Source organism: Streptomyces hokutonensis (assembly GCF_042751305.1).
Lineage (GTDB): Bacteria > Actinomycetota > Actinomycetes > Streptomycetales > Streptomycetaceae > Streptomyces > Streptomyces hokutonensis_A.
Genome location: NZ_JBHYWD010000018.1, coordinates 1 through 11,989, shown reverse-complemented (window position 1 = coordinate 11,989; position 11,989 = coordinate 1). Strand labels below are relative to the sequence as shown.

Sequence of the window (11,989 nt, the reverse complement as noted above, 5' to 3'; positions counted from 1 at the left end):
AGCCTCCGGCTCATGCGTGCGACAGGGGGCCGAACGGAACGAGTCTGGCATGTTTTTCGTACGTCATACGCAAAATAAGGGGAGCCGGGCCCGCGAAGTGCCGGAGCGGTAGCCTTCCCCTGTCCGGGCACGGCTGTCACGGACGGAGAGGCGCAACGGATGACGCAGGTGGCGACGGGTTCCGGCCGCCGGGGCAGGGGACGCCCGCCCCGGCTGTCACGGGAGCGGATCGTCGAGGGCGCGGTCGAGGTCCTGCTCGCCGAACCGGCCGTCTCCCTCACCATCAAGCGGGTCGCCGACGTCGTCGGCGCCGCCCCCATGGCCCTCTACCGCTACTTCCCGGACCGCGACGCCCTCCTCCAGGCCGCCGCCGACCACGTCCTGGAGGCCATGCGCCGCGACCCCATCCCCGAGGGTCCCTGGCCCGACCGGCTCCGCGCCTGGATGCGCGCCGGGCAGGCCAACCTCCGCCCCTACCCCCAGCTCATGCCGTACATGACGACGACCCGGCACCCCGCCTGGACCCCCGGCCTGACCCGGCTGCGCGAGATCCTCCTCCCGGCCGGCCTCTCCGCCGAGGACCTGGCCCTCGCCGTCACCCTCATCTCCTCGACGCTGCTCGGCAACGCCGTCTACGAGGGCTACCGCAGACCCGACGACGAGATGACCGCCCTCCTCGACGACACCCCCGCCCCCGACCCCAGGACGGACCTCCTCCGCCCCCTCCTCGCCGACCTCCCCGCCGCCCACGCCCGCCTCTTCGACACGATCCTGGAGCAGACGGTCACGACGGTGGAGCGGCTGGCCGCGGAGCCCTCGCGATAACCGAAGGCGCAGCTCGCCCGCCCTGTGCGAAGGTGGGACGGTCGTCCTGCCGAGCCCCCGGTGTCACCGACCCCGGGGGCTCTCGCACGCACGGCAGCGCACACTCATCCACCCGTCGGAGAGGTCCTCCGCATGTTCCTGACGATCAGTACCACCGGCACCCCCGAACTCCCCGCCACCGACCTCGGTTTCCTGCTGCACAAGCATCCCGAGAAGGCGCAGGCGTTCTCCACGTCCTACGGCCAGGCGTACGTCCTCTACCCCGAGGCGGATGCCGGGCGCTGCACGGCGGCGCTGTTGCTGGAGGTCGACGCGGTGGCACTGGTCCGGCGCGGCAAGGGCAAGGGACGCGGCGGCGCGCCCGACGCGGCGCTCGCGCAGTACGTCAACGACCGTCCGTACGCGGCCTCTTCGCTCCTCGCCGTCGCACTCAGCGCGGTCTTCTCCAGCGCCATGCGCGGCGTGTGCAACGCCCGCCCGGAGCGCGCGGCCCAGCCGCTGCCGCTGCGGATCGAGGTGCCCGCACTGCCCGCCAGGGGCGGAACCGACCTCGTACGGAAGCTCTTCGCGCCCCTCGGCTGGACGGTCACCGCCCAACCGGTCGCGCTGGACGCCGAGTTCCCCGAGTGGGGCGACTCGCGGTACGTGAGCCTCGTACTGGAGTCGGAGACGCTGACCCTCGCCGAGGCGCTGCGCCACCTGTACGTCCTGCTTCCGGTCCTCGACGACGCCAAGCACTACTGGGTGGCCCCCGACGAGGTCGACAAACTGCTGCGCGCAGGTGAGGGCTGGCTGCCCGCGCACCCGGAGCAGAGACTCATCACCAGCCGTTATCTGTCCCGCCGTTGGTCCCTCACCCGGGAGGCCATGGAGCGACTGGAACTGGTACGGCTCGCCGAGGCCGACGACAGCGAGGTCGAGGAGATCGACAACGCCGTCGCACCGGAGACCGAGACCGAGGAGAAGCCGACACCGCTCGCCGTGCAGCGCCGGGACGCGATCGTCGAGGCGCTCAAGGCGTCCGGCGCCGGCCGCGTGCTCGATCTCGGGTGCGGGCAGGGGCAGTTGGTGCAGGCGCTGCTCAAGGACACCCGGTTCACGGAGATCGTCGGCACCGACGTGTCGATGCGCGCGCTCAACATCGCCGCCCGCCGCCTCAAGCTCGACCGCATGGGGGAGCGGCAGTCCTCGCGCGTCCGGCTCTTCCAGAGCTCGCTCGCCTACACCGACAACCGCCTAAAGGGATACGACGCCGCCGTGCTCAGCGAGGTCATCGAGCACCTCGACCTGCCCCGGCTGCCGGCGCTGGAGTACGCGGTGTTCGGCGCCGCCCACCCCAGGACGGTCGTCGTCACCACCCCGAACGTCGAGTACAACGTCCGCTGGGAGACCCTCCCGGCCGGACACGTCCGGCACGGCGACCACCGCTTCGAGTGGACGCGCGCGGAGTTCGGGGAGTGGGCGGCGAACGTAGCCCAACGACACGGCTACGAGGTCGAGTTCGTACCGGTCGGACCCGACGACCCCGAGGTGGGCCCGCCCACGCAGATGGCTGTGTTCAGCGTAAGCACCGTGAAGGAGGAGAAGGCCGCATGACGAACGAGACCCCCGCGAAGGTCCGCACCCTGCCCGTGACCGACCTCTCCCTCGTGGTTCTGATCGGCGCCTCCGGCTCCGGCAAGTCCACCTTCGCACACCGCCACTTCAAGCCGACCGAGGTCATCTCCTCCGACTTCTGCCGCGGCCTGGTCTCCGACGACGAGAACGACCAGAGCGCCACCCGGGACGCCTTCGACGTCCTGCACTACATCGCGGGCAAGCGCCTCGCCGCCGGCCGCCGCACGGTCGTCGACGCGACCAGCGTGCAGCAGGACAGCCGACGCCAACTCATCGACCTGGCACGGCAGTACGACGTCCTGCCCATCGCCATCGTGCTCGACGTACCGGAAGAGGTGTGCGTCGAGCGCAACGCCTCGCGCTCCGACCGCGCAGACATGCCGCGCCGTGTGATCACCCGACACACCCGCGAACTCCGCCGCTCCCTGCGGGGCTTGGAGCGCGAGGGCTTCCGCAAGGTGCACATCCTGCGCGGAGTCGAGGACATCGAGAACGCGACGGTCGTCACCGAGAAGCGCTTCAACGACCTGACCCACCTCACCGGCCCCTTCGACATCATCGGCGACATCCACGGCTGCGCCGCCGAACTGGAGACCCTGCTCGGCAAGTTGGGCTACGACGACGGTGTCCACCCGGCGGGCCGCACGGCCGTCTTCGTCGGCGACCTCGTCGACCGCGGCCCCGACTCGCCGGGCGTACTGCGCCGCGTGATGTCCATGGTCGGGTCGGGCAACGCGCTGTGCGTACCGGGCAACCACGAGAACAAGTACGGCCGTTACCTCAAGGGCCGCAAGGTCCAGCACACCCACGGCCTGGCCGAGACGATCGAGCAGATGGAGGAGGAGACCGACGAATTCCGTTCCCAGGTAAGGGAGTTCATCGACGGACTCGTCAGCCACTACGTCCTCGACGGCGGCCGACTGGTCGTCTGCCACGCCGGCCTGCCCGAGAAGTACCACGGCCGCACCTCCGGCCGGGTCCGCTCGCACGCGCTGTACGGCGACACGACCGGCGAGACCGACGAGTTCGGCCTGCCGGTGCGCTACCCGTGGGCCGAGGACTACCGGGGTCGCGCGGCCGTCGTCTACGGCCACACCCCGGTCCCCGAGGCCACCTGGCTCAACAACACCATCTGCCTCGACACGGGCGCCGTCTTCGGCGGCAAACTCACCGCGCTGCGCTGGCCGGAGCGGGAACTGGTCGACGTACCGGCCGAGCAGGTCTGGTACGAGCCGACCCGCCCGCTGCGCTCGGAGGCACCCGGCGGCCACGACGGTCGCCCGCTCGACCTGGCGGACGTGCACGGCCGCCGGGTGGTGGAGACCCGGCACGCGGGCCGGGTGTCGGTCCGTGAGGAGAACGCGGCGGCGGCCCTGGAGGTCATGAGCCGCTTCGCGGTCGACCCGCGCCTGCTGCCGTACCTCCCGCCGACGATGGCCCCGACGGCGACCTCGCGCGTCGACGGCTACCTGGAGCACCCGGCGGAGGCGTTCGCGCAGTACGCCGAGGACGGGGTCGCGCGGGTCGTGTGCGAGGAGAAGCACATGGGCTCGCGGGCGGTGGTGCTGGTGTGCCGGGACGCTGAGACGGCACGGAAGCGGTTCGGGGTCGACGGCCCGACGGGCTCGCTGTACACACGCACGGGCCGCCCCTTCTTCGACGACCCGACGGTAACGGAGGAGATCCTCGGCCGACTGCGGGCGGCACTGGACGCGGCAGACCTTTGGGCTGCTCTCGACACCGACTGGCTGCTGCTGGACGCGGAGTTGATGCCGTGGTCGCTGAAGGCGTCCGGGCTGCTGCGCGGTCAGTACGCGGCGGTCGGCGCGGCGGCCGGGTCGGTGTTCCCGGGTGCGCTGGCCGCGCTGGAAGGCGCTGCCGGACGGGGCGTGGACGTGACGGACCTCCTCTCCCGGCAGCGCGAACGGGCAGCCGACGCCTCGGCGTTCACCGACGCGTACCGCCGCTACTGCTGGACCACGGACGGCCTCGACGGAGTCCGCCTGGCCCCGTTCCAGCTCCTCGCGGTCCAGGGCCGCAGCCTCGCCGCACTCCCGCACGACGAACAACTCGCCCTGCTGGACCGGCTCGTGGAACACGACAGCACAGGTCTGCTGCAGACCACCCGCCGCCTCTACGTCGACACGGGTGACCCCGAGTCGATCCAGGCTGGCGTCGACTGGTGGCTGGAGATGACCGGCCGGGGCGGCGAGGGAATGGTCGTCAAGCCGGTGGGCGCGGTGGTGCGCGGCGAGTCGGGCCGACTGGTCCAGCCCGGCATCAAGTGCCGTGGCCGCGAATACCTGCGCATCATCTACGGCCCGGAGTACACCCGCCCCGACAACCTCACCCGCCTCCGCGGCCGCTTCCTGAACCACAAGCGGTCCCTCGCGATCCGGGAGTACGCGCTGGGCCTTGAGGCGCTTGACCGGCTGGCGGAGGGCGAGCCGCTGTGGCGGGTGCACGAGGCGGTGTTCGGGGTGCTGGCGCTGGAGTCGGAGCCGGTGGACCCGAGGTTGTAGGCGCCGCTGGGGGCTCCGCCCCCAGACCGCCGTTTCCCACTCACCCACCCGTTCGCCGTCTCTTAAAAGGTGAACCTTTAAAGCGTCCGAGACGGGTGGGTGAGCGGGAAAGGTTTTTCAGCCCACCAACCGCAACCGCTCCCCACAAACCCCCACCCCCACCACCTGCCCCCACGTCAACTCCACCGCATCCCCCTCCATCCCGTCCCCGAACACGATCAACTGCTCCGACTCCACGGTGAGTTGAAGAGTCGCCGACCCCTCCAGCTCACCCGCCACCAACGACGTCCCGGTGACCGGCGAAGGCCACGCCTCTCGTACGAACCACACCAGCCTGTCCTCCGAGGGGTGTGGCAGGGTGAGGGCACTGCCCCGCTCCTGCCACACCGACCGGAGCCAGCCGGAGGCCCCGGTGCCCGTTCCCACGAGCACCCCGGAGGACGCCTGGGCCTCGACGACACCCCCGTCGCCCTCCAGGCCCAGGCGGTATCGGGCCGTCTGATGACCGACGGCTCCCAGATAGATCTCGTTGAGCGCGACCAGCCGCTGCGTGTCGTCGGCGACGGCCTCGACCATGGTGAGTTCGTCCGCACCGGTGCCGGCCGCGAGGGCGGCGGGCAGCAGGACGGCCGCGTCCGACGGCCGGTGGCGCACCAGGACACCCGGGTTGCGCCCGGGGTCCGTGTCGAAGCCCAACACCGGTTGTCCGGAGAGGTACTTGGCGACGTTCGCGACCAGACCGTCCTGCCCGACCACGGCCACCACGTCCTCCGGCGCGAACAGGAACCGGTCCAAGTCGGCCCGCTCGACCTGGGTTTGACGCCAGGTCAGCGGTACCGAGGACGACACCTCGGCGAGTGCCCGGCGCGTCCGGCGGTGCCGTTCGGCGACCTCCTCGATGTCCCGGCCGCGCGAGCGCAGGAAGTACGCGGCCTGGCCGTGCGTCCCGTGCCGGGCCACCAACTCCTCGTATTCCGTGGTCCGGTGGACGAGGACGACCCGCGGTGCGAGACTCACGCGCCGGCCTCGCCGCCACCGAGCCTGGCGAGCAGCCCCGTCAGCACGTCCGGCGAGATCGTGACGCTGTCGATGTTCGGCAGGTTCTCCGCGAGCCGCGTCCCGGTGAGCGCGTTCAGGGTGGCGACGTCGACATCGGCGTGCACCCGCAGCCAGGCCGCCTGGGCGTGCGCCCGCGCGTCGCCCACCTCGCGCGAGCCCTCGGCCTCGGCACGGGCCAGCCGTACGGAACGCGCAGCCTCGGCGTCGGCGAGCCGTACCGTACGGGTCGCCTCCGCCTCCGCGCGGACCCCGTCGGCCGCCGCGTGCTCCTCGGCCTCGCGGCGGGCGTTGGTACCGCGCTGGTCGACCAACTGCTCCTCGCGGCGGGCGAGTTCGATCTGGCTGTCGAGTTCGTTCTCGGCGATCGCCCGTTCGCGCTCTACGGCCACCGCCCGGCGTTCGTAGGTGGCCTTGTCCGCCTCCTGCTGGATCTGTTCGCGGGCCGGAGTGCGCAGCGCCCGCTCCACCTCGGGCTCGGGCCGCAGCGCCATCACGCGGACGGCGACCACCTCGATGCCGGTGGCCGGAAGGCGCGGTTCGGTGTCCAGGCCGGCCGCGATGCGCTCCCGGACCGCCGTCACCCCGTCGACCAGTGCGGACGCCAACGGCGTACGGGCCAACACGGCCAGCGCGTGCTGCTGGGCCGTCTCGGTCAGCAGGGTGCCGAGTTGCTCAAGGGGTGCGCCTCGCCATACGCCCGTGTCCGGGTCTACGGAGAAGTCGAGCCGTGCGGAGGCGAGGGCCGGGTCGCTGATCCGGTAGGTGACGGTCGCCTGGACCGCCACGTCCTGGAAGTCGGACGTCCGGGCATGGAAGGTCATGGCCAGCTCCCGGTCGTCGACCGGCACTTCGGAGAGCGCGGCGGTCAACGCGCGGAACCAGAAGCTGAGTCCGGGCCCGTCGTGCAGCAACCTGCCCGAGCGGTGGTGGCGGATGTGCGCCGTCGGAGCCCCGCGCAGGTGGCGCCAGCCCAGGCGCCGGGTGATGTCGGCCATCAGAGTCCCTCAGATCCGGTCGGAAGATCCCGTGAGATCCCGCATCGATCTCGTCAGTAAGACGATAATCGCCCGGCATACTTGTCGTCAAGAGGACGAGAACAAATGGCAGTACGACAAGTAGGGGGTGAACTCGGTCCGAGATGGTCAGGATGGAGACATGGCACTCCATGTCGACTCCGAGACCGGGCGGCTGCGCCGCGTCATCCTGCACCGGCCGGATCTCGAGCTCAAAAGGCTCACCCCCAGCAACAAGGACGCCCTCCTCTTCGACGACGTGCTCTGGGTGCGCCGGGCGCGCGCCGAGCACGACGGCTTCGCGGACGTGCTGCGCGACCGCGGCGTCGCGGTCCACCTGTTCGGCGACCTGCTCGCCGAGGCCCTGGCGATCCCGGCGGCCCGCTCACTCGTCCTGGACCGGGTCTTCGACGAGAAGGAGTACGGTCCGCTCGCCACCGACCACCTCCGCGCCGCCTTCGAGGCGCTGCCCGCGCCCGAACTGGCCGAGGCGCTGGTCGGCGGCATGACCAAGCGCGAGTTCCTGGAAGCCCACGCGGAGCCGACCTCCGTCCGCTTCCACGTCATGGACCTCGACGACTTCCTCCTCGCCCCCCTCCCCAACCACCTCTTCACCCGCGACACCTCCGCCTGGATCTACGACGGCGTCTCCGTCAACGCCATGCGCTGGCCGGCCCGGCAGCGCGAGACCGTCCACTTCGAGGCGATCTACCGGCACCACCCGCTCTTCCGCACCGAGAAGTTCCACGTCTGGTCCGAGGGGCAGGCCGACTACCCGTCCACCATCGAGGGCGGGGACGTCCTCGTCATCGGCAACGGCGCGGTGCTCATCGGCATGAGCGAGCGGACCACCCCGCAGGCCGTCGAGATGCTCGCGCACAAGCTGTTCGCTGAGGGCTCCGCGCGCACGATCGTGGCGCTCGACATCCCCAAGCAGCGCGCCTTCATGCATCTCGACACGGTGATGACGATGGTCGACGGCGACACCTTCACCCAGTACGCGGGGCTCGGCATGCTGCGGTCGTACACCATCGAACCGGGCGTCGGCGACAAGGAGTTGAAGGTCACCGACCATCCGCCGGAGCACATGCACCGCGCGATCGCCGCCGCCCTCGGGCTGGACGGGATCCGGGTCCTGACCGCCACCCAGGACGTGCACGCCGCCGCGCGCGAGCAGTGGGACGACGGCTGCAACGTCCTCGCCGTCGAGCCGGGTGTCGTCGTCGCCTATGAGCGCAACGCCACCACCAACACGTTTCTGCGCAAGCAGGGCATCGAGGTGATCGAGATCCCGGGCAGCGAACTGGGCCGGGGCCGGGGCGGGCCGCGCTGCATGAGCTGCCCGGTCGAGCGGGACGCCGTATAGAAATTCTATGTATCGTATAGAATTCCAAACCTGAGCACCTGTTCCCCGTACCTGTACCTGCATCTCTGGAGCGCCCCCATGGCGACAGTCCCGACCGCCCTCGCCGGCCGCCACTTCCTCAAGGAGCTGGACTTCTCCGAGGAGGAGTTCCGCGGCCTGATCGAGCTGGCCGCCGAGCTGAAGGCCGCCAAGAAGGCCGGGGGCGAGACGCGGTACCTGTCGGGCAAGAACATCGCGCTGATCTTCGAGAAGACCTCGACGCGCACCCGCTGCGCGTTCGAGGTCGCCGCGGCCGACCAGGGCGCCTCGACGACCTACCTCGACCCGTCGGGCTCGCAGATCGGGCACAAGGAGTCCGTGAAGGACACCGCGCGGGTGCTCGGCCGTATGTTCGACGGTATCGAGTACCGCGGGGACAGCCAGGCCGCCGTGGAAGAGCTGGGGGCGTACGCGGGCGTCCCGGTCTACAACGGGCTCACCGACGACTGGCACCCCACCCAGATGCTCGCCGACGTCCTCACCATGACCGAGCACAGCGACAGGCCACTCAGGGAGATCGCCTTCGCCTACCTCGGCGACGCGCGCTTCAACATGGGCAACTCCTACCTGGTCACCGGCGCGCTGCTCGGCATGGACGTACGGATCGTCGCCCCGAAGTCGTACTGGCCCGCCGAGGAGATCGTCACCGCCGCCCGCGCGCTCGCCGAGCGGAGCGGCGCGCGGATCACGCTCACCGAGGGGATCGAGGACGGGGTCGCGGGCGCGGATTTCGTCGTCACCGACGTCTGGGTCTCCATGGGGGAGCCCAAGCAGGTCTGGGACGAGCGGATCGCGGCCCTCGCGCCGTACGCCGTGACCATGGACGTCCTGCGGGCCACCGGCAACCCGGACGTCAGGTTCCTGCACTGCCTGCCGGCCTTCCACGACCTCGGCACCAAGGTCGGCCGCGAGATATACGAGACCCACGGCCTCGACTCGCTGGAGGTCACCGACGAGGTCTTCGAGTCGGCCCACTCGGTCGTCTTCGACCAGGCGGAGAACCGGCTGCACACGATCAAGGCCGTGCTGGTCGCGACCCTGGCCTGATCAGGTCCTGAAACGCCCGTCGGCTATCCCGCCGGACGCCACTGCGCCGGTACGACGGGGAGCCGGAACCACACCGCCTTGCCGGACTCGGTGGGGCGGTGGCCGCACGACGAGCTGAGCGCGCGGATCAGCAGCAGGCCGCGCCCGTGCTCCTGCCAGGGGTCGGGCTCCTCGTCGGCGGGCTTGGTCAGACTCACGGGCGGCTCCGGGTCGGGGTCGTGCACCTCGACCCGGCAGCCGGAGGGCAGCAGCTCGACCACGAGCTCTATGGGGGCGTCACCGGCGGTGTGCTCCACCGCGTTCGCGACCAGCTCCGCCGTCAGCAGCTCCGCGGTGTCACTGTCGGCCGTGTGCTTCACCTCGGAGAGAGCCGTACGGACCAGTGCGCGGGCCACCGGCACGGCCGCGGCGGTGTGCGGCAGTGCGATGCGCCAGGAGGCGGAGGCGGAGGGGCGTTCTTGCAAGGCGGGTCCGTTCATGGAGCAGGCTGTCCTGCTTTCAACTATATGAATGGTACGGCGCCCTTTGTCAGGGTCTCTCGGCGGGCACCGTACGGGACCTTCGTCCCGGTACCGAGCGGCATACCCGGTTCAACGCCCTCTCTCGCACGACAGGTCCCCTTGTTACCGCGCTATTGACATCTCGTGACAAGAACGCCCTCGGGCCCCGTCCGAAACGGGGCCCGAGGGCGTTCTGAGCGAGGCGGGATCAGCCCGGATCGGCCATCCCCGCGGTGAGCGTCGCGCCGTCCGCCGGGTCGATCACCAGGAACGCGCCCGTGCGGCGGGACACCGCGTAGTCGTCGAGGGCGAGCGGCTCGGCGGTACGCAGGGTGATCCGGCCCAGGTCGTTCGCGGTCAGCTCGGCGGCACCGCCGAGATCGCGTACGACGGCCTTCACCGTCCGCGTCGTGTGCCGCAGCAGCACCCGGTCGCCGACCCGCAGCGGCCGGTCGGCCAGATGGCAAACGGCGGCCCGGACGTCCTGGGTGAGCACGGGCGCGTCGGCCCCGGCGGTGATCATGTCGCCGCGCGACACGTCCCGCTGGTCGGCGAGACGCAGACTCACCGACTGGGGCGCGTACGCCGCGTCCGCCTCGGTACCGAGCACGGAGATCCCGGCGATCTCGGAGGGCTCACCGGAGGGATGCACCGTCACCCGGTCCCCGACCCGCAGCGAACCGGACACCAACTGCCCCGCGTACCAACGGACTTCACCGTCCCGGATCACATACTGCACGGGGAAGCGGGCCGGCGCGTCGGACGGATCGGCGCCCACCGGGACGTTCTCCAGGAACTCCAGCAGCGCCGGGCCCTCGTACCAGTCCATGTGCGCCGAACGGTCCACCACGTTGTCGCCGACCAGCGCCGAGACCGGGATCGGCGTGAAGGACGGCAGCCCCAACTCGGCCGCGTGGCCCGCGAATTCCTCGACGATCCGCTCGAACACCGCCTGCTCGTATCCGACGAGATCCATCTTGTTGACGGCCAGCACCACATGGGGCACCCGCAACAGCGCGGCCACGGCGGCGTGCCGCAGCGTCTGTTCCAAGACTCCGTTGCGCGCGTCGATCAGGACGATCGCCAACTCGGCCGTGGAGGCACCCGTCACCATGTTGCGGGTGTACTGCACATGACCTGGCGTGTCGGCGAGGATGAAACGGCGCCGGGGGGTGGCGAAGTAGCGGTACGCCACGTCGATGGTGATGCCCTGTTCGCGCTCGGCGCGCAGACCGTCGGTGAGCAGCGCGAGATCGGGCGCGTCCTGCCCACGGTCGGCCGACACCCGCTGTACGGCCTCCAGTTGGTCGGTGAGGACCGACTTGGAGTCGTGCAACAGCCGTCCTACGAGCGTGGACTTGCCGTCGTCGACCGAACCGGCCGTCGCGAACCGCAGCGTGTCGATGGTGGTCGTGCTCATGGTTAGAAATACCCCTCGCGCTTGCGGTCTTCCATCGCGGCCTCGGACATCTTGTCGTCGGCACGCGTGGCGCCCCGCTCGGTCAGCCGGGACGCCGCGATCTCGGCGATCACCTCGTCGAGCGTGGCGGCTTCGGAGTCGACGGCACCCGTGCACGACATGTCGCCGACGGTCCGGTACCGGACCTGCCGCTTCTCCACGGTCTCGTCCGCCTTCGGCCCGCCCCACTCACCGGCGGTCAGCCACATGCCGCCCCGGTTGAAGACCTCGCGGTAGTGCGCGAAGTAGATGTCGGGCAACTCGATGCCCTCGCGGGCGATGTACTGCCAGACGTCCAGCTCGGTCCAGTTGCTCAAAGGAAATACCCGGACATGCTCGCCGGGTGCGTGCCGTCCGTTGTAGAGGTTCCACAGCTCGGGCCGCTGCCTGCGCGGGTCCCACTGCGAGAACTCGTCACGCAGCGAGAACACCCGCTCCTTCGCCCGCGCCTTCTCCTCGTCCCTGCGACCGCCACCGAACACGGCGTCGAAACGCTCGCTCTGGATCTTCTCCGTCAACGGCACGGTCTGGAGCGGGTTGCG

General features: G+C 70.6%; 10 protein-coding genes. 5 read left to right on the top strand and 5 right to left on the bottom strand.

Features of this window, described 5'->3' with window-relative positions:
* The first annotated feature begins 159 nt into the window (after positions 1-159).
* The 3 genes from ACFXC1_RS36190 (at position 160) to ACFXC1_RS36180 (ending at position 4,964) form a co-directional block, all read left to right on the top strand.
* Positions 160-825 (top strand): TetR/AcrR family transcriptional regulator, encoded by a 666-nt coding sequence (locus ACFXC1_RS36190; protein ID WP_381251040.1) that lies wholly within the window; start codon positions 160-162, stop codon positions 823-825.
* Positions 826-957: 132 nt separating this feature from the next.
* On the top strand, positions 958-2,421 hold the full coding sequence (locus ACFXC1_RS36185; protein ID WP_381251038.1) for a 3' terminal RNA ribose 2'-O-methyltransferase Hen1: 1,464 nt from the start codon (positions 958-960) through the stop codon (positions 2,419-2,421).
* Positions 2,418-4,964 (top strand): polynucleotide kinase-phosphatase, encoded by a 2,547-nt coding sequence (locus ACFXC1_RS36180; protein ID WP_381251036.1) that lies wholly within the window; start codon positions 2,418-2,420, stop codon positions 4,962-4,964. Before ACFXC1_RS36185 ends, ACFXC1_RS36180 begins: the two co-directional genes overlap by 4 nt.
* A 117-nt stretch (positions 4,965-5,081) precedes the next feature.
* Here ACFXC1_RS36180 and ACFXC1_RS36175 read toward each other — a convergent pair whose 3' ends face one another.
* Positions 5,082-5,981, bottom strand: a complete 900-nt coding sequence (locus tag ACFXC1_RS36175; RefSeq protein ID WP_381251034.1) for a hypothetical protein — start codon at positions 5,979-5,981, stop codon at positions 5,082-5,084.
* Positions 5,978-7,018 (bottom strand): SPFH domain-containing protein, encoded by a 1,041-nt coding sequence (locus tag ACFXC1_RS36170; protein WP_381251032.1) that lies wholly within the window; start codon positions 7,016-7,018, stop codon positions 5,978-5,980. Before ACFXC1_RS36170 ends, ACFXC1_RS36175 begins: the two co-directional genes overlap by 4 nt.
* Positions 7,019-7,178: 160 nt before the next feature.
* Between ACFXC1_RS36170 and ACFXC1_RS36165 the strand changes: the two genes are divergently transcribed.
* Together ACFXC1_RS36165 and argF are read left to right on the top strand one after the other, a co-directional pair.
* Positions 7,179-8,402: an arginine deiminase gene (locus tag ACFXC1_RS36165; protein WP_201055709.1), complete on the top strand. Its 1,224-nt coding sequence runs from the start codon at positions 7,179-7,181 to the stop codon at positions 8,400-8,402.
* 78 nt (positions 8,403-8,480) lie between these two features.
* A complete protein-coding gene (gene argF, locus ACFXC1_RS36160) occupies positions 8,481-9,488 on the top strand; it encodes an ornithine carbamoyltransferase (RefSeq protein WP_381251030.1) in 1,008 nt (335 codons plus the stop codon).
* A gap of 23 nt (positions 9,489-9,511) precedes the next feature.
* On the opposite strand, the gene ACFXC1_RS36155 is transcribed toward argF, so the two are convergent.
* The 3 genes from ACFXC1_RS36155 to cysD form a co-directional block, all read right to left on the bottom strand.
* Positions 9,512-9,967 carry an ATP-binding protein gene (locus tag ACFXC1_RS36155; protein ID WP_093629617.1) on the bottom strand — a complete coding sequence of 152 codons (456 nt, stop codon included), beginning with the start codon at positions 9,965-9,967 and terminating at the stop codon, positions 9,512-9,514.
* A 229-nt stretch (positions 9,968-10,196) separates the two neighbouring features.
* Positions 10,197-11,408, bottom strand: coding sequence for a sulfate adenylyltransferase subunit 1 (locus ACFXC1_RS36150; RefSeq protein ID WP_381251028.1), 1,212 nt, complete (start codon positions 11,406-11,408; stop codon positions 10,197-10,199).
* A gap of 2 nt (positions 11,409-11,410) precedes the next feature.
* On the bottom strand, positions 11,411-11,989 hold a 579-nt coding region (cysD, locus tag ACFXC1_RS36145; protein WP_381251026.1), incomplete at its 5' end, for a sulfate adenylyltransferase subunit CysD.

What these genes read in the sequence shown, in the direction of transcription:
- ACFXC1_RS36190 (WP_381251040.1), top strand. Translation starts at nt 160, where the DNA reads ATGACGCAGGTGGCGACGGGTTCCGGCCGCCGGGGCAGGGGACGCCCG.
- ACFXC1_RS36185 (WP_381251038.1), top strand. Translation starts at nt 958, where the DNA reads ATGTTCCTGACGATCAGTACCACCGGCACCCCCGAACTCCCCGCCACC.
- ACFXC1_RS36180 (WP_381251036.1), top strand. Translation starts at nt 2,418, where the DNA reads ATGACGAACGAGACCCCCGCGAAGGTCCGCACCCTGCCCGTGACCGAC.
- ACFXC1_RS36170 (WP_381251032.1), bottom strand. Translation starts at nt 7,018, where the DNA reads ATGGCCGACATCACCCGGCGCCTGGGCTGGCGCCACCTGCGCGGGGCT.
- ACFXC1_RS36165 (WP_201055709.1), top strand. Translation starts at nt 7,179, where the DNA reads ATGGCACTCCATGTCGACTCCGAGACCGGGCGGCTGCGCCGCGTCATC.
- argF (WP_381251030.1), top strand. Translation starts at nt 8,481, where the DNA reads ATGGCGACAGTCCCGACCGCCCTCGCCGGCCGCCACTTCCTCAAGGAG.
- ACFXC1_RS36155 (WP_093629617.1), bottom strand. Translation starts at nt 9,967, where the DNA reads ATGAACGGACCCGCCTTGCAAGAACGCCCCTCCGCCTCCGCCTCCTGG.
- ACFXC1_RS36150 (WP_381251028.1), bottom strand. Translation starts at nt 11,408, where the DNA reads ATGAGCACGACCACCATCGACACGCTGCGGTTCGCGACGGCCGGTTCG.